Here is a 21,236-nt window from a genome sequence, read left to right as displayed (position 1 = left end):
GGCTTTTTTGATGCTTTGTGTTTAGCGACGTTACCTCACTTTATAACGTATAATACACTTCCTTCTGCTTATCGTGGTGGCGCAGATAGCCGTGGAGCACAAGCTTAATGAGAGTGCGGTAGGCCCGGCGCTGGCCCACGTTGATAAGTTTTTGATATTGAGCCAACGTGATGCGCGGGTTGGTACGCAGGTAATCGAGCACGGCCAGCTCATCTTTGTTTAGCGGAATTTTCTCGAATGTTGGCTCTTCGCGTTCCAGCACTTTTTCGGTGAGGCTGCTGGTTTGCACGCTTTGGTCACGCACGCGCACGTAGCCGCGCCAGTCACCTTCGGCCACTTGGGCGCGGTGAGGTTTATGCGCGCTTTCACGTACCGTCACAATCAGTACCGTACGGTCGTCTTCCTCTACTTCTTTGAACGTGAGTAGGATAGGTGGGTCTACGTAGTGGGTGGCCGCCTCACGAAGCACATGTATTTCCTCTGCCGCATCGCGCACCCCTACAATCCGCCCATCATCGTCGACGCCGACAAGCACGTACCCACCGCGGGTGTTGGCCAGGGAAGCCAAGGTGCGCGAAATGCGCGTCGGGTGAGTAGTCTTTTTTTTGAATTCTACCTGTTCTCCCTCACCCTCCCGAATCATTTCCTGCAGCGTAGGCATGGGCTATACCGTGGTTGTGAAAGAAAACTCTGATTTGAGCCTTCCGGTTGTGATAGAGGATAAAATGTCTTGTGCTCAATTGATTCTACTTATTCTATACCTGTTTCCTCCTGCGAGAGGCGCCAGAGGCGGGCAGCTTCGGGACGGCTCTGGGAGCGTCCGGAGGCACGGCTGGGTTTGCGATTTTTAAAATACTTGCCGCTAACACCTTCAACTTCAGGCGAGGAGGCTAGGTAGATGCTGGTTTGGGCGCCTTTTTCGGGGATAATCATAAACGGCCGGGCCGTCCACCACATCGCTTTCATCAGGGTAGAGCTTCCGGGATTTACCAAGCCAGTGTCAACCATGCCGGGATGGAGGCAGTTAGCAGTTACTTTTGTTAGGTCGAGGCGATGAGCTAACTCGCTTGTGAACATGATGTTGGCTAGCTTAGAATCGCAGTAAGCCGTAAATGAGCTGTACTTCTCGCGGGCATTGCGGGCTTCGGCCGAGAGCTCAATCTCACCCAGCCAGTGCGCCTCGGATGCTACCGTAAGAATGCGCGCCTGCGGGGCCTCCAGTAGCTGCGGCAACAGCAAATTCGTGAGTGCAAACACTGCCAGATGATTCGTGGCCCAGCTCAGCTCGTGGCCTTCCTCGGTAATGGTAAGTGGGCCCGGAAATATACCGGCATTATTCACCAGAATATCCAGACGATCGAAGCGCCGGGTTACTTCCTCGGCCAGGGTGCGCACATTGGCTATCAACGACAGGTCGCAGAGCAGCAAATCGAGTTGAGCGTCGGAACCGATGGCTGCGCGAATGGCAGTACGGGCCTGCTCGCCGCGCTCTGGGTTGCGGCACACCATTATTACGCGAGCACCACGTCGCGCCAGTTCGCGGGCAGTTATGAGGCCAATGCCACCGGAAGCGCCGGTAACGAGGGCAATTTTACCGCGCAGGGGGAGGAAGCAAAATCGGAGAACGCGGTCATCAGGGAAAAGCGAAATCAGTAGTGGGGGGCAAAAATTGAGATAACGTACGCTTTAGAAGGGCAGACGTTAAGAAACAGGCAGTGGTTCGGCAGTAAACGGCTTTTTAAGGCTAAAAAGTGTCTTTGATCAGAAAGGAATATAGTAAGTAGTGAAAGCGAAAAAGAACGTCATGCAGAGCAGAGCGAAGCATCTCGCGTGCTTCATTGTTTAGCTTGGCAACGACCGTACGCGAGATACTTTGCGTTGCTCTGCATGACCTAAGACCATCAGCTGAAACAAAATCTAAGTAAAAAAGCCCCCCAACCGAAAAAAACAATGCCGCCCTTGGTAGAAGGCGGCATTGAGAGATTCTAGCAAAGCGGAACGCTTAGAAAGGAAGATCGTTGTCGTCGTCGCCGGCGATAGGGGCGGCGGGCTGAGCACGAAGGTTCGGATTTTGGTTCTGAGCGGGAGCCGCAGCGCGGGGAGCCGCTTGCTGCTGATTGCCATAGTTGCCGCCAGCAGCGGGAGCACCGCCACCAGCACCGGCTTCGATACGCCAAGCTTCTAGGTTGGTGAAGTACAGCATCTGGCCGTTTTTGTTGAAGCCGCGGCCACGCAGATTAAACGTCACTTTTACCTCGTCGCCGATTTTGAAAGGATCTATCAGGGCTGTCTTATCCTGCACCAATTGGAACTTGATATGCTCGGGGTACTGGCCCTCCTGAACTTCCAGCACGAACTCGCGCTTGCGGAATTTTTCACTCACCTGCTGTTCGTCGAAAATCTCGTGCAGGCGGCCGGTAGCGTCGTAAGCCATAAAAAAGGAATAGTTGAAATGATGAAAATGGGAAGTCAAACGTACGAAAAAAAACCCGTTTCGGTTAAAAAAACGGGTCGAACTCCGGCCCGTAAGATGCGTACTTATTAGTACCAAAACAACCTGAAACTGGTTCCAGGAGCCAGTAATGCTTTGCCTCAATGTTGCGCTTTCAGGCGCCTCCACCCATTTTCTTCTTATGGAATCTACCTTTGCACTGGCCATTCACGGCGGGGCCGGCACCATCTCCCGCGACCAAATGACACCCGAAAAAGAGCAGGCTTACCATGCCGCGCTCCGGCAGGTGCTCGAAGTGGGCCACGAGGTGCTGCGCCAGGGCGGCGCTGCTCTCGATGCAGTAGAAGCGGCTGTGCGCGTGCTCGAAGATTCGCCATTATTTAACGCCGGCCGGGGAGCCGTATTCACCCATGATGGGCGCCACGAAATGGATGCCGCTATCATGGACGGGCGCGACCGGAGCGCGGGAGCCGTGGCGGGCGTGCGCAATCTGCAAAACCCGATCAGCGCCGCTCGCATGATTATGGAAAAGTCGGACCACGTGTTGCTGGCCTGGCCGGGGGCGGAGGAGTTTGCCCGCGAGCATAACCTGCCCACCCAGCCCGACGAGTACTTTTTTACCCAGCACCGCCACGACCAGTTGCAGGAAGCCCTTGAGTCTGGGGGAATTCATCTGGACCACAGCGAGTCGAAAAAAGCCCCCAGAAGAAAATGGGAACTGTGGGTGCCGTTGCCCGTGACCGGCATGGCAACCTAGCGGCCGCCACCAGCACCGGCGGCATGACCAACAAGCGCTACTCCCGCATCGGCGACTCACCCATTATTGGGGCCGGTACTTTTGCGGATAATACAACCTGTGCTATTTCCTGCACGGGCTCGGGCGAATACTTTATGCGCGCCGTGGCCGCCTACGATGTAGCCTGCCTCATGGAATACCGCGGCCTAAGCTTAGCCGAAGCCTGCCGCATTGTAGTACATGATAAGCTGGCGCCGGTAGGGGGCGAAGGTGGCTTGATTGCGGTGGATGGCGCTGGCAATCTGGCGCTGCCCTTCAATTCGAGTGGCATGTACCGTGGCACCTTTACTTCAGAAAGCCCGCTTTTCACCGCCATTTATGAGGACAAATAGCTGAGCTTTGGCTGCGACATATATATATAAGGAGTAGCGCTCCCAGCGCGGACATCAGGCTTTCTTCACAAAAAAGGCCGCTCTTTCTTGAAAGAGCGGCCTTTTTTGTGAAGAAACAGAAGGGTTTTATAATGCCTGTGCCTCGGGCTTGGGCGAAGCTACGGGGGGCAAAATATCTTTGCTCGGATAGAACTTGCGCTCCTTGATATTATAAATATTGCCTTTCACCATCACATGCAGCACCATGTTTTCGATGGACAGGGCCGCGCCTTTCTTCGCCAGGCTGGCGTTATTGTGCTCCAAGTTGTGTCCATCCATAATTACAACCAAGTTGGAGCCGATGGTTTCAATCAGATTGCCCTCTGTAATAAGTATGCCGGTGTCCTCACCCAACCCGATGCCAATTAGCTTAGGATACAACGCTACACACTCAATGAGCCGGCCGAAGCGGCCGCGCTTCACGAAGTGCGAGTCGATCATAACTTTCGGCATCAAGCCCAGTCCAGCCCCAATTTTGACGGCACCCTTCATCAGGGCATCGGGCACGCTGCCCCCCGAATCATAACCTTTGACATCGCCATGGCCCCGGCGCTGGTGCCAGCAATGATAAAATTGGCGTGGTGGTGATAGCGCTCTGTCAGAACCCGCAGAAACTCAGTATTACCGAACATTTCGGTAAGCCGGGATTGATTGCCACCGCTAAACATGATAATGTCGGCCTCGCGTAGGCGGTCGAGGTGCTCGGGGCGGTCCGTATCCTCGGGCACCCGAATATCGAAGACCCCCACGTTGAGGCAGTTGAGCATAGCAAAAGACGCCACATAAATGCGTGCTACCTCTTCCGGAATCATGGAAGCTGTGGTAATAACCTCAATACGCGGGTCGGCTTTTCCTGATTCGGTTACAATCCGTTTTAGAATACCCAACTCAAAGAAGTTGAGGTAATACTTCTTCTTGGTGCGCGGGTTGGGGTAAGTCCCTTTATCTTCATTGCCACCGATGGCAATCAGTTTACCGAGAGGTTTTAGATTTTCCAATACCAACATTCTAGACTAGTTCAACACAAAAAACAACAGAGCAGTCAGCTCAAATTCAAGCAAGCTTCGGGCCATGGCTGACCCAATGTAGCTCTATTAATAGGGCATAGGGTTAGCCAATTAACAACTCAGCAGCTCAAACCTCTCACTTTTGACCTTTTTCTTAGCAGGTTTTATGATGGGCGGCCCAGCAGCGCATCAAAAGTACTGGTAGCAACGGCGTGATAAGTGGGCCGAGCGCGGGCGTAGATGGCTTGGGCACGGGCCTTCCCATCGGGGAGGGCGAGGAGCGCTTTATAAAGAGGCGTCAAAAACTTGCGACGACCCACACGCAGCAAAAAACGCTGAGTTGCTTCCTCGGCCGGCAGATGACCGGCTGCTAAGGCAACCGGGAGCCAAGCAGCCAGAATCTCGGCATTGCCGGATTTAGTAAGCTGGAAGGCGGCATCTAATTCTGCAATTTGTCCCCCGGTTAAATCGGCGGGTAAGCCTTGTACAAAATGTACCCACTCGTGCGTGCTCCACTCCGACACCACTAGGTCGGCAGCCGAAGTACCTCGTTGCCATTGGCGCCGCGCGGCATCAACGGCCGCGAAGCGCTCCGAGGTGACGGCTGGGGCCACGCTCGGTATGCCAGGTCCATTTATCCAGGCATTCAACTGCAGCTTTTCTTCAAGTCCGGGCTCCCGATCCAGTAGTTCGTTGCGGAGGTAGGCGACGAAGGAAGCCGTGTCCATACTCTGAAAACTGTGCTGCGCGAAGTACTCCTTAATAAAGGCGTCGAGGCGGGGACGACCTATCAGGCTCTCCAGCGTGAGGAGTAGATAGTCGCCTTTTTCATATGCTATATCATTGAGGCCATCATCCGGGTCGCGGCCGGCAAGGTTGAGATAGAGGTGGGTATCGGGGCTCTGGGGACCAATTTCCTCTATGGTATGAAGCAACGAGCTATTCCCCAATACCTGAAGCATGGCGGCGTAGGTGGGGCCATACAGCTTCTCCATAATCCGCCGCTCAAAATAGACCGTAAAGCCTTCATTCAGCCAGAAATCATTCCAGGTTGCATTTGTAACCAAGTTGCCCGACCACGAATGCGCAAGCTCGTGTGCTATTAAGCTGGTCAGACTACGGTCGCCAGTAATAACGGTGGGTGTTACAAATGTTAATCTCGGGTTTTCCATTCCACCAAATGGAAAGCTGGGGGGCAAAACCAACAAATCGTATTGTTCCCAGCGGTAGGGACCATATAGGCCTTCAGCCGCAGCCACCATTTTTTCTAGGTCTCGGAATTCCGAGGCAGCTGCCGGCAAGGTGACAGGCTCGGCATAAATGCCAGTGCGAGCACTGATGGGCGCGTAGCTCAGGTCGCCTACGGCCAAGGCCATGAGGTAAGCGGGAATGGGCTGCGTCATGCGAAAGTGGTATTCGCCCTGCGGGTCTTTCGCCTGTGGATTCTCCGCGCTCATCAATGCCAGTAGATGGGTCGGCACTCGCACCCACGCATCATAGGTGAAGCGCACACCAGGCGAGTCCTGGCAGGGGAGCCAAGTGCGCGCCAGAATTGCCTGCGACTGAGTAAACAGAAATGGCTGCTCCCGACCCGCTGTTTGAGCAGGCGGCAACCACTGCAAAGCGGCAGCTTCGGGCGAGGTCTGATACTGGATAGTGATGGCCGTAGTCGTCGGCATGATGGCTACGCGGAGCGCCTGCCCGAGCACCGCGTCGGGGGCTCCCAGTTCGTACGTGGTAGCAGCACCATCCGGGCCATCGAGCCATACAGACTCTATTTGAAGGTCGCGCGCATCCAGATAAATATCGGTGGCACCGCTGGGGTTGCTAAACTGCCAGGTAGCCTGGCCCACGAGTATTTGCGTAGTAAAGTCTACGCTTAGCTCAAGGGCCAGGTAATGAACCCGGGCTTCGGCAGGGCGGGCGTAGCTGTGAGGATCAGAGGTTGAGAAGGAGGTAGGAGCAGGGGAAGTAGGCATTGGCAAAATCCAAAAAATACGTTTTAATCTTTTCCTCAAAAATGAAGGCCAGAGAAGTAAAGGTAGCCAAAACCCTCACCGACGAGCCGAAAGGCAGTATACAAGTGTGGGAGCAAAACGTGTATATTGCCCCCCGAGGCGTATTCTCAGCTCTGCGGAAACTTCGTGGGGCCGAATGCAGTAGAACGCCCAAGCCGCCAACAAGGACCTATCTTAGGTTTAATCTTGTTGAGGAGGTTGCTTGGTCTTGGCTGCGTTTCTGTCGCTTCTTTATTTACATATGAAATCTCTCCTTCGCTTTTCTTTTCTCTCCACCTTCATGGTTTGGCTGCTGGGCCTTACGGTGCTCGCCACGTCTTCCTCATGCAGCCAAGATCAGAAGGATCAGATTAAAGAGGCGCTCCCCGGTGCCCTTACCAAAGCAGGCGGCCCGCAGCCTAAGCTCGATAGCACTTACGTGATTCGACAGATGAGCGCCGAGCCCGCTTTCAAGGAGCATATCGAGTGGGGTAAAAAGTTTTATAAGGAGCGGGACTACCGCTTAGGATGGTTCCGCAACCACGAGTTGGTGCCGCAGGCTAAAACAATGCTTGGGGTGCTTGAAAAAGCCGCCGACGAGGGTTTAGATCCTAAAGACTACAAAATCAAGGATTTTGATAAGCTTTTCGCTGATCTGGAGGCGGTGCAATCAGATTCGACCAAGCGCAATGCCTTGGAGAAGGAAATTGATGTAGCCTTATCAAGCACGTATTTCAACTGGGCCTCCGATTTTTATCGGGGAACGGTAAGTCCACGCGAAGTCAAGAACATTGATTGGCGAGTAAAGCGCAACAAGATCAAGCTGCACAAGGCCCTGATGACGATTCTTCAGGAGCGTGAGAGCACCTATCCTTACTATGAATTCGAGCCACTGCACCCGGAATACAATGCTTTGAAAAAGGCGTTGGCTGACTACCGGGCGTTGCAGCGCAATGGTGGCTGGCCAACTATTCCGGCCGGCACTAAGCTAAAACCAGGGAGCTCATCGCCGGCCGTTGCGCAGTTGCGGCAGCGTCTGCTGGGGGGCAAATCTGAGCCCGCAGCGACGCCGGTGCAGCCCGTAAATAACAACGGTACCGCTGCCGCACCGACCGCTAATACGAGTCCGGCAGCGGTCTATGAAGGCGAATTGGTGGAGGCTGTGAAGGCCTTTCAAACGCAAAATGGTCTCAAGCCCGACGGTGTGGTTGGGGGCGAAACCTTGCGTCTGCTCAACGTGCCGCTGGCCGATCGTATTGATCAGATCATGTTAAACATGGAGCGCTGGCGCTGGATTCCGAAGAGATTTGAGCCAGATTATTTACTGGTTAATATTCCCGATTACAAGCTCCACGTGATTGAGGACAACAAGGAAGTGTTCAATATGCGGGTGATCGTAGGCAAGGCGTTAAACGCCACCCCGGTGTTCAGCGATAAGCTGGAATACGTGGTGTTGTCGCCCTACTGGAACGTGCCGATGAGCATCATCCAAAAAGAATTGGCTCCCAAACTGGCCAACGATCCGAGCTACCTGGATCACCTGGATATGGAAGTGGTGAAGGGATACGGTGCCAAGGCGGTGCCCGTAGATCCAAGCTCTATTGACTGGACGAACGTAAACGAGAAGACATTTAAGTACACGCTACGCCGTCGTCCGGGTCCCAAAAACGACTTGGGTGAGGTCAAATTTATCTTCCCTAACTCCGACGATATCTACCTCCACGATACGCCCAACGACGAGCTGTTTAACCAAACAAAGCGCGGCTTCAGTCACGGTTGTGTGCGGGTAGAGGAGCCCATCAAGCTGGCCGAATACCTGCTCCGCAACAAGCCCGGCTGGAGCCGCGAAACCATTGTAGATACCATTCAGGCTCGCAGAGAGAAATACATAACACTGAATGAAAAGCTGCCCGTGTATCTGGTATACTTCACAGCATGGGTAGCCGAAGATGGAGGTGTTCATTTCCGCGACGACATCTACGGCCACGATAAGGTGCTAGCTCAGCAGTACTTCAACTAAGGATTATATCCTCGCCTGCATTCCATCTAATGCGTTAGATAGGAATGCCGGCCAGCAAAAAGCCCCCCGCGAACACTAAGTCGCGGGGGCTTTTTGCTGGCTATACATTTCAAAATTTGCCTCATCCTATCTAGTGTCAGATGCTAGAGAGTAGGAGTTGAGAATATCAAACGCAGGCTTCAATATTCGGGGAAATGATATATAAGTTTACAATTGACATTTGTAAACTGCTAAGACACAGTTTATTGATGTTAACATACGTAACGCGATGTGCGTAGATAATTTATAAATGTAACTAGAGGTTTGATGCGTCCGTGATTCCTAGATACTCGTACATTTGTAAAGCATTAGTACAGCACATACCATGGTTGAGCGCATTCGGCAGATAATACAGACCCGACAGTTGAGCCCGACTCAATTTGCCGATGCGTTGGGATTGGCCCGGCCGATTATCAGCCATGTGCTTAGTGGGCGTAATAAGCCGAGCCTTGAGGTTTTTCAGAAAATAATTGCAGCCTTTCCAGACATATCACTGCCGTGGCTTCTGAGTGGACAAGGCCCCATGCTGGCTTCCGCAGCTTCTCAACCTGCTTCCGCAGTTCCAGCCGCCCCAGAAAGCGCCGTAACACAAGCAAGCCTAGGGACTGGGACTACGGCTTCTAATCAGCGCCCTAAACGCACGGCAGCACGTGCCGCAGAAGCCACGGATACCGTTGTTACGGCCGACCCGCCTGTGCAGTCGGTAGCAGCCGCAACTGCCCCGCCGACTCCAGTGAACGCCGCTACTGCAGCCGAAAGTCTGGAGGCACCTCGGCCAGCTCAGCCTGTCGTAGCTACTCAGCCTACACTTGCTCCATCAGTGGCTGTTGCTGCTCCGCAAAATGCCCCCCAGGCCCCCACTGCCCCGGTGCCTCCTTCCCCCGATTTGCTGTCTGCTTTTGCGGAGCCGGGCAAAACGATTCGTCGTATCGTGATCTTTTATCATGATGGCACCTTTTCTGCATACCAGCCGGAAATGCCCAGTTAGGGTAATGCTGTTGCCTGCTTAAGGTAGTCAACCTACTTACCTAAGTCCTGTCGTATACGTATCTAAAAGCGCGAGAATTAGGCGCTTTCACATACGTATATCGCCCTGCTTTCTATCCACAAAAGAAGCAAATATTCGAAATAATGTATAAGAGGTATGCAGCCTTTTATACTACCCGAAGTACAATCTAGCCAAACCTGTTTTCATGTGTTTTTTGGCGGCGCGCAAAAGGTGATATATCTATAGCATATGCCTATTAATGATACCTGTAGCAATAAGGATAATTATAGTTGAAAACAGCAGTATAATATAGATATTGTTTTGTGAATATTGAATGTATATAGATCGGATAATCAGATGTTTAAACTGATTTGAGCAAAGCAATACTAGTAGCATATACGTGCTGTTTTAGGGGCTGTAGGTTTATTGCTTGATTGCAAAAGACAGGCTATAATTAATTGGTTGTAGTTGCTTCTCTGCTTTTAAGAGATTGCTAAGCCTTTTGACATGGTTAATTCATGTTAAAAGTGAAAGTAATGGGAGGGTTGTTGGGCGCTAAAGGCTTTAGTACTAGTCCTTAAATCTGCCCCAACTTTGCAAGCATAGTACAGCTACCTATCAGGCTTGTCTGTATGGCTTTTTTATTGGTCTTTGAATGGTGGAGCTTCGGGATTAGTTTTCAAATGTTATCTGGCGAAATCGCCTGAGTGAGTGCGTTGCTACGTCTCTTGGTAGACGGAATTAGTCATGATAACTTGTTGCGTTCCCAAAGCTGCTTTTTCGTTTAGCGCAGCAGTTGGGAGTTTTAACGGGGGTGCTTACCTTTGGACCATGAAAAAATTCCGTCTGCTTCTGCTGTTTGCTTTCTGCACCTCGCTCCTTACGACGACTTCCTGCTCAGTTCCTCCAAATGCGGAGGAAGATCCCAATGCTGATGCGGCCTACAAGCGTTCCCACCGTGCTGAAAATTATCGCAAAGCACAGAGCAGCGAACCTTCCATTCAGCAATAGCAATAATTGATTGAACGCAGGCACTCGACGTAGTGCCTCAATTAGTGAAGTAGAAAGACTCAGGATATAAAGTAGAAGCCCCACCCGACGTAAGTCAGGTGGGGCTTCTGTATGCCTAGGCAGTTTGCCTTCGAAAAGTAGTTTCGCTATCAGTTGACCAACTCCGTTGTCAGTTGCTCAGTGATTGGAACTGAAGTTGGTTGGGGGGCAAAATTGGGGAGGCTAATACTGGCTAGTAAAGAATTCTCCAGCAAGTCTGCCCAAGTGCGCAGATAAAGTACCACGTCGTCGCGCTGGTTGTGGCGAAGGGCGTTGCGGCGCTCAAAGGGAATAGCCGCCCGAATGTCGGGGTCGGCGAGACGTTCGAGGTGCGTAAGGTCTTGACGGGAGAAGCCTAGCGCCAGCATCTCATCAATTGTTTGATCGATAGGCAGGCCGCTGGTGGGACAGTAGTCGATGAGCTGGCGCTCCCAGTCGCCGTAGCGCTGCATGGCGCGGGCGTGAATCTCGGCTTTGGTAAGACGAGTGACAGTCTGGGCAAGATGGCCGCAGTTGCAACTACCCATGTGACCCCATTGATAAGGAGCCTGAGTAGCGAGGCGCTGGGCCGTATCGCGCAGGGCCTGAATAACGGGAAGAGTGCTCTTAGCCATAAAATGGTTGATCGAGTTGAGACAAATACTGGACGACTTCCAGAGATATAAGGCGAAAGAACACCGTTTTGTTTCACAAAAAAGCGGGGCCGACTATTCGTCGGCCCCGCTTCAGGTTAGCTTATTGGGTGACTAGCGGCCACTGCCGCCGCTGCCGTAGCGACGACGATTTTGCCCCCCACCATTGCCACCGCTGCTTGTGCGCTCGCCACCGGCGGGCCGGGGCGAAGAAGAGCGCGGGCCAGCGGCTGGGCGGCCTTGACCACCACGGCTAGTTGATTCAGCGCCAGCACGAGCTGAATGTGCACCGCCGCCACCGTCGCGGCCAGGCCGCGCTGGGCGACCCGCTGGACCTTTCGGGCGCGGAATGGATTCGCGACCGTTTAGCAGCACCGGCGCAATGGCTGTAGACCGATATGGATGCGTTGCTACGTCAATCTGCCGCCGAATCAGCTTTTGAATATCCTGGAGGTAAGCGCGTTCTTCGTCTTCGCAGAAGGAAAGAGCAATACCGTTGGCTCCGGCGCGACCTGTGCGACCGATGCGATGCACGTAAGTCTCAGGCTCATTCGGGATTTCGTAGTTAATTACGTGCGTCAGCTCGTCTACGTCGATGCCGCGGGCAGCAATGTCGGTGGCGACTAGCACGCGGATGCTGCCAGCTTTAAAGTTAGATAAAGCCCGCTGACGGTGATTCTGCGACTTATTACCGTGAATGGCTTCGGCGGCAATGTCGGCCTTCACCAACGTTTTCACCACTTTATCAGCGCCGTGCTTGGTGCGCGTAAACACGAGGACCCGCCGAATATTTTTATCAGAGAGCAAATGCTCCAGCAAATCGGCTTTGTCGTGCTTATCGACCATATACACGGCTTGCGAAACCGTATCGGCCGTGCTTGACACGGGCGTAACGGCCACTTTTACTGGGTTCGGCTTCAGAATCGTGCTGGCCAGCTCCTGAATAGGACCAGGCATCGTAGCCGAGAAGAATAGGGTCTGGCGCGCGGTGGGCAGCTTAGGCAATACCCGCTTGATATCGTTGATAAAGCCCATGTCCAGCATGCGGTCGGCCTCATCAAGCACAAATACTTCTACGTGGCGCAGGTCCACGAAGCCCTGGTTCATCAGGTCGAGCAAACGCCCAGGGGTAGCGATGAGAACTTCCACGCCGCGACGCAGCGCGTTGGTTTGGGGCAATTGGCCCACGCCCCCGAAAATAACGGTATGACGCAGCGGCAAGTGGCGGCCGTAAGCCGCGAAGCTTTCGCCAATCTGGATGGCCAGCTCGCGGGTGGGCGTGAGCACTAGGCAGCGAATGCGCGAGTGCGAGACGTGCGCTACTTTGGCCGTCTGGGTTAGAATTTGAAGAATCGGAACGGTAAAGGCGGCGGTTTTGCCAGTGCCCGTTTGGGCAACGCCCAACAAATCATGACCTTCCAGCACCTGCGGAATGGCTTGCTGCTGAATAGGGGTGGGCGTAGTGTAACCTTCCTCGTGCAAGGCACGGAGGATAGGATCAATCAGATTGAGTTCGTCGAATGACATTGAAAAAGATAAAAGGAGCCACCCCTAACGAATACGGTAGGCGGCAGCCGACAAAAACGCGGCTTAAAACCGGTCGAAAAAGAGAAAAAAGCCCCCCGGCGGTGCCGGGAGCGTAAGCGGATTGCGGCGGTTGAACGTATAACCAGAACCAGACGCCGCGCCTGGCTTAGTTATTTCCGATAAAATCCAACGTTTACACGCCAAGCTTACGACCTATGAACATAAAGGACCGGAAAATCCTCTATAAAGGCTTTTACAAACTTAGTCAACTCACGGTGCAGGATGGCTCCGAGGAGTACCAACGCATCCGGTTCGAGCCCGGTGAGGCCGTAGCGGCCTTGGTACTGGATACTAAGCGCCAACGCTATTTACTGGTCCGTCAGTTCCGAGTAGGAGCAGAAGCCGACGTATTAGAGATTCCGGCCGGCATGCTTGACAAGGAAGGTGAGAGTCCGGAAGAGGCGCTGCGTCGTGAGATAAAAGAAGAATTAGGGTACAAAGTTGATCATTTAGAATTAATCATCCAGATCTACCCCTCGCCGGGGGCTAATGCGGAGCGCATAACGATCTATTATGCTGAGGTAAGCGAAAAAATAGCCCTCGGCGGCGGCGAGGCCGGCGAGGGCGAAAAGCTGAACGTGGAAGAGTTTAGCTGGGACGAGCTGCTCCGAGAGCCCATCCAGGATGCTAAAACGCTGATAGCCGTGCAGTGGGCACAACTACGTAAGCCGAAGGAATGAATTAACCCTGTGGGTCTACCACGTATTCGAAGTTCTGCTGGAGCTTGGAATCGGTGATGATGACGGTGAGGGGCTGCGGGGTTTCAGTTTTAACAAATGGAATAGTCCGTTCGCTCTTGTAAAGGTCGCGGTTCCAGAAGCGGCCGGAGCCCGCCGCTGGAGTCTTGTTAAACACTTCTTCTCCTGCTTTATTCTTGGCTGTGATGGTCAACAGGCTCGGGTCGGCGTTCTGCGCCCCACGGCGATACATGGTTACCACTAAGTTGCCGCCGGCAGGCAAGCTATTGAAACGGCGTTGATACGTCGTGTCGGCCCAGTTATTCATTTTCCGCAGGGCATTAATTTCGGTCAGCAACTCCTCGTAGGGGCGGTATGCAAGGCGCGTGGCGGTGCCGTTGGCTTCGGAGTCTTCGCCAGTGTTCTTGGTTACATTGGAGATATAAGCGCAGTCTTTATCCTTTTGAGGAAGCATGTAGCGCTGCTTGCGCTCTTCTTTTTCCTTGTTCTTTTGGCTTTTTTGAGCTGTAGCAGCAAAAGAAGATACCAGGCAGCAGAGGAGGAGAAGTTTTTTCATGGAGATAGTAAAGGAAGGAAAATAAGGCTGCGCGGTAGCGCAGTAAAAGTGGGAGAGTAGCCTGCGCAAAGCGGAAGCTTAGTGGGGCATCGGCGCCACTGCAAAAAGCGTGACAAACCCATAATACTTGCGTAATCTCGGCGTCATAGGCCGCCTCAATTTTTGCGGCGCATAAACCAACCTTGACGTATGCCTGCTCCTGTGATACTAGCGCAGCCGCGTCCATTTATACGGGTGTCCGCTGCCTGCAAGCTCCTTTTAAACGGCCTGATTTATACTTAACCCGGATAAATGCCGAAATAGCACGGAGCTTGCTACCTCGTCTGTTACTTATCTATCTCACGTTTAATCCCTTTCTCTTGCCACGTATTCTCTACGCCATTCAAGGCACTGGCAACGGCCACCTGAGTCGGGCCCGCGATATTATTCCGCTGCTCCAAGAGCGCGCCTCTCACCTCGATGTGCTCGTGAGCGGTCCGCCCGCCGACCTGGCGTTGCCTTTTCCGGTGCAGTATCAGTTTCACGGGATGGGATTCGTATTTGGCAAAAGTGGCGGCATCAGCTTTACCAAAACCTTTGGACAAGTAAACGCTCCCGCATTCGTGCGCGAAATGCGGCAGCTGCCCGTGGAGCAGTATGATCTGGTTATTAACGACTTTGAGCCCGTGTCGGCGTGGGCTTGCCGGCTGCGTCACGTGCCGTGCATTGCCTTAAGCCATCAGAGCGCGGTGCTCACCAAAAATGCCCCCCGGCCCAAGCGCCCCGACGTAGTAGGCCGCACGGTGCTGCGCCACTACGCCCCCGCTACGGCCCACTACGGCTTTCACTTTGAGCGCTACGATGCCGGCACGCATACGCCCGTTATCCGGGGGCAAGTACGTGCCTTAACACCCACCAACGAGGAGCACTACACGGTATATCTGCCGGCCTACGACGAGGCAACGCTGGTGCAGCGCCTGCGCTACCTCAGCCGCACCACGCGCTGGGAAGTGTTCAGCAAGCATAGTCAGAAGGAGGCGGAGTATGGCAATGTGCGCGTACGCCCCGTGAGCGGCGCGGCCTTTACCGATAGCCTTGCCCGCAGCGCCGGCGTGCTGTGTGGGGCCGGCTTTGAGACGCCTGCTGAGGCTCTGTTCCTGGGTAAAAAACTGGCCGTGGTGCCCATGAAAAACCAGTATGAGCAGGCTTGCAACGCCGCCGCGCTGGCCAAAATGGGTGTGCCCGTAGTGAAAGGGCTCAAGGATAAGCACCTCGATAGCCTCGATCAATGGCTGCAGTTTGGCAAGCCCATCCCGGTAAACTATCCCGATGAAACCGCCGCCGTGCTGGATAAGCTGCTGCGCGAACACCTGAAGTAAGCGCTGGGGGGCAAAATTAAAGCTCGACGGCAAAGCCTAAATAAATTAACAAACTGATTATCAAAATAGTAGTAGTTCACAAGCCTGCAAAAGCACTCAGCCCCCGCATTAAGCCGGGAAGTCTGAGTGCTTTTTTGGTTAATGCTCCTACTTGCCCTAGTATCTTAGCTTTTCGAACTGTTCTGTCTGTGCCGGAAACAATGCCCGGTGACTTTGTTTCCTCTGCCCATAATGTCTCATTCTGCCGCTGCCCCAAGCTCTCCATTGCCTGGCCTTCATGACCTGCAGCCGCTGGACGAGTTGCTACGGGGCGTGCTTGAAGTATCGCTCACTGGGCTGATTATTTATCATCCGGTGTACGACCCGGACGGCAGCGGCGGGATTATCGATTTCGCTTTTGCTTACGTGAATCCCACGGCTCAGCGCATGCTGGGCCTGCCTGGGCAGCCCGCGGTGACGCACTTGCAGCAGTGGCCGCGGAGTAAGGCATACGGCACGTTTGCCTTTCACCTCAATGCATTCGAGTCTGGGGAGCCTGGGCAGCACGATGTGCAGTACCAAGCCGATGGCTACCAGAACTACTACCGCCTAGCCGCCCGCCGCTCGGGCCAGAGCTTACTGGTGAGCCTGACTGATACGCCCGATCAGCCCCGCACCCGCATCGACGTGGCCCAGGCCCAAGCCGAGGTCGAACGACAAGGACAGCAACTGCAGCGCCTGTTCATGGAAGCACCCGCGGCCATCTGTATCCTTACGGGGCCCGACTTCGTCTTCGAACTGGTAAACCCTGGCTACCAGCGCCTGTTGCCGGGCCGGCAACTGCTAGGATTGCCCTTCGTAGAGGCGGTGCCTGAGTTGGCCAACCACTCATCGGTGGAAGTGTTTCGCCAAATCTATCAGACCGGAATAACCCACGAAGAACTGGGTATCTTGGTGCCCGTTGCTCGGCCTGATGGGGTACTGGAAGACCGTTATTTCAATTACATTCAGCAGGCCCGCCGCAACGAGCGTGGGCAGATCGACGGGGTGCTCGTGTTTGCCTTTGAGGTGACGGAGCAGTTTCGCGCCCGCCAGCAGACCGAAAGCCTTCAGGCAGAACTGCTGGCCGCTGCCGAGCGCCAGGCCCAGGCCAGCAAAACCATCTACCAGATATTTGAGCACACTCCGGCGCCCATCTGCATTCAGCGCGGCCCCGAACATCGCTACGAGTATGTCAACGCGGCCTACCAGGCTTTCTTTCCCGACCGTCAGCTGCTGGGCCTCTCCGTAGCGGAGGCATTGCCTGAAACCGTAGAGGCGGGCGTTGTAGACTTGCTGGATAACGTTTACCAGACAGGAGAAACGTACTACGGTGAAGAGCTGCCCTTGCTGATTGCTCAGCCGGATGGCCGCCCGCCTAAGCAGATGTACTTCACTTTCACCTACCAGGCTTACCGCGAAAATGGCGAGATTGTGGGCATTTCCACCTTCGCCTACAATGTAGCCGACCAGGTACTGGCGCGCCAGCGACGCGAGGCCCAGCAGCAGCAGCTGGATAAGCTATTTATGCAAGCGCCTACGCCCATTGTCATCATCGATGGGCCTGAGATGGTGTTTCAGCTGGTTAACCCCGCTTACCAGCAAATCTTTCCCGGGCGGGAACTGCTCGGCAAACCCTTGCTTGAGGCCGTGCCAGAGCTGATCGATTCGCCTATCCCTGATCTGCTGAGCCAAGTGTATCAGACAGGAAAAAGCTATGTGGCGCACGAATTGCCCCTGCTGCTGGCCCGGCACGAGGATGGCGTGATGGAGGAAACGTATTGGAGCTTCACTTATCAGGGCCGGCGAAATGAGCAGGGTGCTATTGATGGGGTATTCGTTTTTGTTCAGGACGTCACGTCGCAGGTACAGGCCCGGCGCGTGGTAGAAGCGCGGGAAGAGTCCTTCCGTCTGATGGCTGACAATGCGCCGGCTATGCTGTGGGTTACCGATCGGGAAGGGTATTGCACCTACCTAAATCAGCCTTGGTATACCTTCACCGGCCAAACCACAGCCGAGGCTCTGGGCATGGGCTGGGTAAGCGCCATTCACCCCGACGATGCCGCTGCTGCAGGAGCAGCCTTTGTAGAGGCCAACGCCCGCCGCGCGTTCTATCATAAGCTTTTCCGGCTGCGACGCCACGACGGCGTATATCGCTGGGTAACCGACAGCGGTTTGCCCCACTTTAATGAAGCCGGCGAGTTTGAGGGCATGGTAGGCACGGTGATCGATGTGCACGAGCAGAAGCTGGCCGAGCTGGCGCTACAGCGTCTGACCAAAAAGCTGCGCACCTCCCGCGACGAGGCTCAGGCTCTGAACGCGGAGCTGCGAACCGCCAACGACCAGCTCACACGCACCAATGTAGACCTGGACAACTTCATTTATACGGCCTCCCACGACTTGAAAGCGCCGATTACCAATATCGAGGGCTTGGTACAGGTGCTGGCGGGAGAGCTACCCCCGAAAGATCGGTCTGGCGAAGTTGCCTACATTCTGGAGCTGATGCAGAGTGCCGTGGATCGGTTCAAATCCACCATTAATCACCTGACCGACGTCTCGAAGCTGCAAAAGGAGCATGGCCAAGCCGCTAGTCAGGTGATGCTGGCGGAGGTTGTCGAAGATGTGCGTCTGGATCTGGCTCCTTTGCTTCAGGAATCCGGAGCCCAGCTGAAGGTGGATGTGATGAGCTGTCCGGCTGTTGCTTTTTCGGAGAAAAATCTGCGCTCCGTCGTCTATAATTTGTTGAGCAATGCCCTCAAATACCGTCACCCCAACCGTCCGGCGCAGGTAAGCCTACACTGCAGCACAGAGGATAAATACGTGGTGCTGAAAGTCCAGGATAACGGCCTGGGTATCGATTTGACGCGTGACCGAGAGCTGTTTCAGATGTTTCAGCGCCTCCACACGCACGTGGAAGGCTCGGGCGTGGGCTTGTACATGGTCAAGAAGATGGTAGAGAATGCGGGGGGCAAAATTGAGGTGGAAAGCGAGGTGGGCGTGGGCTCTACCTTCACCGTGTACTTCAAGCGTTAGCGCTAGCTACTGCCCGGCTTTTAGAAGCGGGTTTTGCTGGTGAAGCCTTTGCCATTTGTGATGGAAACCTGCTTGAAGCCTAGCTCTGTCAGCTCGCTGCGCACCTGCTCAAGCACGAAATCCTTGTTGTCTTCATTGAAGGCCGCGGAGGAAAGGGTAATATTCTCGGCCTGAGCACCCGAAATGCGGGCCCGCACGTTCAGCTCATCCGAAATAGCGTCTTCGGGCAACTCCTGGGCGTAATATTTCTTGAATTCGTCGGGTAGCTGGTCGGCGTGGGCGCGTCGCGCGGCAATGGCTATTCGGTTTTCGGCGGCTCGCTGCCGGGCGGCAGCGAGTTCCGCTGGGGAAGGCTTGGGAGGAGCGGGGGCCTTGGGGGGCAAAATTGGCTCCTCGGCCGGCTCCGGCTCGGCGGTGGCTTCCAACTCAGGGGCGTTGGCGGCCGTGCTCTGCGCGAGCATGGCAGCAGCCACCGAATCCTGCATTCTGGCCCGCCGGGCTAGCACCGCCGCCGATTCGGGCTTGCGTACGCTACCTCCCCGGCTGGTTGGTAGCGGAGTGAAGGCAGGAGTGGCCCGTTGGATGCGACCAATGGCAAATGCCGCGACAAATACCAGCAGGCTAAGTCCTATAATTCCTAAAAGGAAATTCTTCTGCATAGCTGGCAAGTTAAATGGCGAATAAACGGCCGACTTTACCTTTCATATTCACTCGTAAAACTCAACCCAAATCTGCGACTTTAACTCATAGAAGATAAGCGAGTGCGCTGTTTTTATGCCAACCGACGAGCTTTTTTGTGGCTGGAAGCCTCATTAATCGTTGCGTTTTAGCAGCTACGCGCCACCGACATTATGTAAGCTATGGCGTACAGAAAACCCTCCGGTAACGCTGAAAGTTGCTTTTCAGCGATTGCTGCGTATTGACCTTCCAGCCTCGGTTACGCGTATGCGTAGCCAAAAATAAGCAGATCAGGGCATCCACTTCTCCTGATTCGAGCGCCGGTGCCTGCTTCCCTTAGTTACTACCTGAATGCCTGAATTTGCCGCCCTGCCCGCCGCTTTCTTCCCCTCAACTACTCCTCAGACCTATACTAGCGCCGATTTTGGTCCTGATTTCCGGTGGGGCGTGGCGGCGGCGGCTTACCAGACCGAAGGCGCCTGGGACGCCGATGGCAAAGGGCCCAGCATCTGGGATGAATTTGTGCGCCACCCCAAGAAAATCAGGGGCAATAGCCACGCTCAGATAGCTACCGATTTTTACCACCGCTGGCCCACCGATCTGGATTTGATGCAGCAGCTCCACATTCCCAACTTCCGCTTTTCGGTGGCCTGGTCGCGGGTATTGCCGAACGGCATTGGGGTAGTAAATGCCAAAGGACTAGATTTTTACGACCGACTGGTGGATGGCTGCCTGGAACGCGGCATTACGCCCTGGCCTACGCTCTACCACTGGGATTTACCCGCCGCCCTGCAGCAGCGCGGCGGCTGGACCAACCGCAGCATTGTGGGCTGGTTTGCCGACTATGCCCAGCACGTAGCTGCTCGCCTCAGCGACCGGGTGCAGCACTGGATGGTACTCAACGAGCCGATGGTGTTTACGGGCGCGGGCCATATGATCGGCATTCACGCGCCCGGCCGGCGGGGACTGGGGGCCTTTTTATCAAGCACTCACCACGCTGCCTTAGCTCAGGCCGAAGGTGGGCGGGCCCTGCGTGCTGCTCTGCCGGCCACCGCCCAGATCGGCACCACGTTTTCCTGCTCTCACCTCACGCCCTGGCGGCCTCATTTAATTCGGGACCAGCGCGCCACGGCTCGCGCCAACGCCATCCTCAACCGTCTGTTTGTGGAGCCAGCTCTGGGCCTGGGCTATCCGGTGACCGAAGCACCCGTGCTCGGCTGGCTCAACCGCTATATGAAACCCGGGGATGAGGAGCGCCTGCCCTTCACCTTCGACTTCTGGGGCGTGCAGAACTACACCCGCGAAGTAGTGCGCCATTCGCCTTATATACCGTTGGTATGGGCTAAATTAGTGGGTGCTGCCGAGCGCGGCGTATCTCATACTACTATGGGCTGGGAGGTGTATCCGGAAAGCATTTATCACATGCTCAAGCAGTTTAGTAGCTATAAAAATGCCCCCCGCCTGCTCGTAACCGAAAACGGAGCCGCCTTCCCCGATGAGCTCATCGACGGTCGCGTACCCGACGTGGCCCGCCAAGCGTATCTGCGCGCATGCATAGGCCAAGTGCTCCGCGCCCAGCGTGAGGGCGTGCCGGTGGATGGCTACTTCGCCTGGTCGTTCACCGATAATTTCGAATGGGCCGAGGGCTACCATCAACGCTTCGGCCTAGTCCGCGTGGACTACGATACCCAAGAGCGCACCGTGAAAGACTCAGGCCATTGGTACGCGGGGCTGCTAGGGGGTGATGTGGTGTAAGTGTAAGAACAAGCCTGATACACCTACACTTCTAGAACGTCATGCAGCGCAGCGCGAGCATCTCGCGTGCTGATGTTTGAGTGACTAAAGGCGGTCATGCTGAGCTTGCCGAAGCATCTCTCCCGCTTTATCTGATTACTAACCAGTAGAGATGCTTCGGCAAGCTCAGCATGACGTTCTCTTAAATATATACTACCTCCA

19 protein-coding genes are annotated in these 21,236 nt (G+C 54.6%); 9 read left to right on the top strand and 10 right to left on the bottom strand.

Annotated features, from left to right (window positions below; genetic code table 11):
* Window positions 1–40 precede the first annotated feature (40 nt).
* From G7064_RS03890 to G7064_RS03880, 3 genes are all read right to left on the bottom strand, one after another.
* A complete protein-coding gene (locus G7064_RS03890; RefSeq protein ID WP_166072533.1) occupies window positions 41–661 on the bottom strand; it encodes a helix-turn-helix domain-containing protein in 621 nt (206 codons plus the stop codon).
* An 89-nt stretch (window positions 662–750) separates the two neighbouring features.
* Complete coding sequence (locus G7064_RS03885) at window positions 751–1,536, bottom strand: SDR family NAD(P)-dependent oxidoreductase (RefSeq protein ID WP_240935857.1); 786 nt, start codon at window positions 1,534–1,536, stop codon at window positions 751–753.
* 466 nt (window positions 1,537–2,002) lie between these two features.
* Window positions 2,003–2,434 carry a DUF3127 domain-containing protein gene (locus G7064_RS03880; protein ID WP_133272501.1) on the bottom strand — a complete coding sequence of 144 codons (432 nt, stop codon included), beginning with the start codon at window positions 2,432–2,434 and terminating at the stop codon, window positions 2,003–2,005.
* A 199-nt stretch (window positions 2,435–2,633) separates the two neighbouring features.
* Between G7064_RS03880 and G7064_RS22940 the strand changes: the two genes are divergently transcribed.
* Window positions 2,634–3,209 carry an isoaspartyl peptidase/L-asparaginase family protein gene (locus G7064_RS22940; protein WP_317172814.1) on the top strand — a complete coding sequence of 192 codons (576 nt, stop codon included), beginning with the start codon at window positions 2,634–2,636 and terminating at the stop codon, window positions 3,207–3,209.
* Window positions 3,164–3,580 carry an isoaspartyl peptidase/L-asparaginase gene (locus G7064_RS22935; protein ID WP_317172813.1) on the top strand — a complete coding sequence of 139 codons (417 nt, stop codon included), beginning with the start codon at window positions 3,164–3,166 and terminating at the stop codon, window positions 3,578–3,580. Before G7064_RS22940 ends, G7064_RS22935 begins: the two co-directional genes overlap by 46 nt.
* 126 nt (window positions 3,581–3,706) lie before the next feature.
* Here G7064_RS22935 and G7064_RS22180 read toward each other — a convergent pair whose 3' ends face one another.
* From G7064_RS22180 to G7064_RS03865, 3 genes are all read right to left on the bottom strand, one after another.
* A complete protein-coding gene (locus tag G7064_RS22180) occupies window positions 3,707–4,060 on the bottom strand; it encodes a hypothetical protein (protein ID WP_240935713.1) in 354 nt (117 codons plus the stop codon).
* A 50-nt stretch (window positions 4,061–4,110) separates the two neighbouring features.
* On the bottom strand, window positions 4,111–4,617 hold the full coding sequence (locus G7064_RS22175; RefSeq protein WP_240935712.1) for a cyanophycinase: 507 nt from the start codon (window positions 4,615–4,617) through the stop codon (window positions 4,111–4,113).
* 173 nt (window positions 4,618–4,790) lie between these two features.
* Window positions 4,791–6,605, bottom strand: coding sequence for a M1 family metallopeptidase (locus G7064_RS03865; protein ID WP_166072532.1), 1,815 nt, complete (start codon window positions 6,603–6,605; stop codon window positions 4,791–4,793).
* Between the two features lie 280 nt (window positions 6,606–6,885).
* Here G7064_RS03865 and G7064_RS03860 point away from each other — a divergent pair, with 280 nt between their 5' ends.
* From G7064_RS03860 to G7064_RS03850, 3 genes are all read left to right on the top strand, one after another.
* Window positions 6,886–8,643, top strand: a complete 1,758-nt coding sequence (locus tag G7064_RS03860) for a murein L,D-transpeptidase (RefSeq protein ID WP_166072531.1) — start codon at window positions 6,886–6,888, stop codon at window positions 8,641–8,643.
* Window positions 8,644–9,007: 364 nt separating this feature from the next.
* A complete protein-coding gene (locus G7064_RS03855; RefSeq protein WP_166072530.1) occupies window positions 9,008–9,670 on the top strand; it encodes a helix-turn-helix domain-containing protein in 663 nt (220 codons plus the stop codon).
* Between the two features lie 831 nt (window positions 9,671–10,501).
* Entirely contained in the window at window positions 10,502–10,681 is a 180-nt protein-coding gene (locus tag G7064_RS03850) for a hypothetical protein (protein ID WP_133272507.1), read from the top strand.
* Window positions 10,682–10,830: 149 nt separating this feature from the next.
* On the opposite strand, the gene G7064_RS03845 is transcribed toward G7064_RS03850, so the two are convergent.
* Both G7064_RS03845 and G7064_RS03840 read right to left on the bottom strand, forming a co-directional pair.
* On the bottom strand, window positions 10,831–11,334 hold the full coding sequence (locus tag G7064_RS03845) for a hypothetical protein (protein WP_133272508.1): 504 nt from the start codon (window positions 11,332–11,334) through the stop codon (window positions 10,831–10,833).
* 132 nt (window positions 11,335–11,466) lie between these two features.
* Complete coding sequence (locus G7064_RS03840; RefSeq protein WP_166072529.1) at window positions 11,467–12,879, bottom strand: DEAD/DEAH box helicase; 1,413 nt, start codon at window positions 12,877–12,879, stop codon at window positions 11,467–11,469.
* A 215-nt stretch (window positions 12,880–13,094) separates the two neighbouring features.
* Between G7064_RS03840 and G7064_RS03835 the strand changes: the two genes are divergently transcribed.
* Complete coding sequence (locus G7064_RS03835; protein ID WP_166072528.1) at window positions 13,095–13,619, top strand: NUDIX domain-containing protein; 525 nt, start codon at window positions 13,095–13,097, stop codon at window positions 13,617–13,619.
* A 1-nt stretch (window position 13,620) separates the two neighbouring features.
* Here G7064_RS03835 and G7064_RS03830 read toward each other — a convergent pair whose 3' ends face one another.
* Window positions 13,621–14,193: a hypothetical protein gene (locus G7064_RS03830; RefSeq protein ID WP_133272510.1), complete on the bottom strand. Its 573-nt coding sequence runs from the start codon at window positions 14,191–14,193 to the stop codon at window positions 13,621–13,623.
* A 359-nt stretch (window positions 14,194–14,552) separates the two neighbouring features.
* Between G7064_RS03830 and G7064_RS03825 the strand changes: the two genes are divergently transcribed.
* Both G7064_RS03825 and G7064_RS03820 read left to right on the top strand, forming a co-directional pair.
* Window positions 14,553–15,551 carry a glycosyltransferase family protein gene (locus G7064_RS03825; RefSeq protein WP_133272511.1) on the top strand — a complete coding sequence of 333 codons (999 nt, stop codon included), beginning with the start codon at window positions 14,553–14,555 and terminating at the stop codon, window positions 15,549–15,551.
* 231 nt (window positions 15,552–15,782) lie between these two features.
* The gene (locus tag G7064_RS03820; RefSeq protein WP_166072527.1) at window positions 15,783–18,602 is read left to right on the top strand and encodes a PAS domain-containing protein; all 2,820 of its coding nucleotides are present in this window, start codon (window positions 15,783–15,785) and stop codon (window positions 18,600–18,602) included.
* Between the two features lie 20 nt (window positions 18,603–18,622).
* On the opposite strand, the gene G7064_RS03815 is transcribed toward G7064_RS03820, so the two are convergent.
* On the bottom strand, window positions 18,623–19,261 hold the full coding sequence (locus tag G7064_RS03815) for a hypothetical protein (protein ID WP_166072526.1): 639 nt from the start codon (window positions 19,259–19,261) through the stop codon (window positions 18,623–18,625).
* Between the two features lie 370 nt (window positions 19,262–19,631).
* Between G7064_RS03815 and G7064_RS03810 the strand changes: the two genes are divergently transcribed.
* On the top strand, window positions 19,632–21,035 hold the full coding sequence (locus G7064_RS03810) for a GH1 family beta-glucosidase (RefSeq protein ID WP_166072525.1): 1,404 nt from the start codon (window positions 19,632–19,634) through the stop codon (window positions 21,033–21,035).
* Window positions 21,036–21,236 lie beyond the last annotated feature (201 nt).

Source organism: Hymenobacter sp. HDW8, assembly GCF_011305775.1.
GTDB classification, from domain to species: domain Bacteria; phylum Bacteroidota; class Bacteroidia; order Cytophagales; family Hymenobacteraceae; genus Hymenobacter; species Hymenobacter radiodurans.
Note: the sequence above shows the minus strand (reverse complement) of the source record. Positions and strands in the feature narration are given on the sequence as shown.

Coding starts and splice junctions, on each gene's coding strand:
- G7064_RS03810 (WP_166072525.1), top strand. CDS start 19,632: ATGCCTGAATTTGCCGCCCTGCCCGCCGCTTTCTTCCCCTCAACTACT.
- G7064_RS03830 (WP_133272510.1), bottom strand. CDS start 14,193: ATGAAAAAACTTCTCCTCCTCTGCTGCCTGGTATCTTCTTTTGCTGCT.
- G7064_RS03890 (WP_166072533.1), bottom strand. CDS start 661: ATGCCTACGCTGCAGGAAATGATTCGGGAGGGTGAGGGAGAACAGGTA.
- G7064_RS22940 (WP_317172814.1), top strand. CDS start 2,634: ATGGAATCTACCTTTGCACTGGCCATTCACGGCGGGGCCGGCACCATC.
- G7064_RS03850 (WP_133272507.1), top strand. CDS start 10,502: ATGAAAAAATTCCGTCTGCTTCTGCTGTTTGCTTTCTGCACCTCGCTC.
- G7064_RS22180 (WP_240935713.1), bottom strand. CDS start 4,060: ATGATCGACTCGCACTTCGTGAAGCGCGGCCGCTTCGGCCGGCTCATT.
- G7064_RS03880 (WP_133272501.1), bottom strand. CDS start 2,434: ATGGCTTACGACGCTACCGGCCGCCTGCACGAGATTTTCGACGAACAG.
- G7064_RS03865 (WP_166072532.1), bottom strand. CDS start 6,605: ATGCCTACTTCCCCTGCTCCTACCTCCTTCTCAACCTCTGATCCTCAC.
- G7064_RS03855 (WP_166072530.1), top strand. CDS start 9,008: ATGGTTGAGCGCATTCGGCAGATAATACAGACCCGACAGTTGAGCCCG.
- G7064_RS03820 (WP_166072527.1), top strand. CDS start 15,783: ATGTCTCATTCTGCCGCTGCCCCAAGCTCTCCATTGCCTGGCCTTCAT.
- G7064_RS03860 (WP_166072531.1), top strand. CDS start 6,886: ATGAAATCTCTCCTTCGCTTTTCTTTTCTCTCCACCTTCATGGTTTGG.
- G7064_RS03815 (WP_166072526.1), bottom strand. CDS start 19,261: ATGCAGAAGAATTTCCTTTTAGGAATTATAGGACTTAGCCTGCTGGTA.
- G7064_RS22935 (WP_317172813.1), top strand. CDS start 3,164: ATGGGAACTGTGGGTGCCGTTGCCCGTGACCGGCATGGCAACCTAGCG.
- G7064_RS03845 (WP_133272508.1), bottom strand. CDS start 11,334: ATGGCTAAGAGCACTCTTCCCGTTATTCAGGCCCTGCGCGATACGGCC.
- G7064_RS03835 (WP_166072528.1), top strand. CDS start 13,095: ATGAACATAAAGGACCGGAAAATCCTCTATAAAGGCTTTTACAAACTT.
- G7064_RS03840 (WP_166072529.1), bottom strand. CDS start 12,879: ATGTCATTCGACGAACTCAATCTGATTGATCCTATCCTCCGTGCCTTG.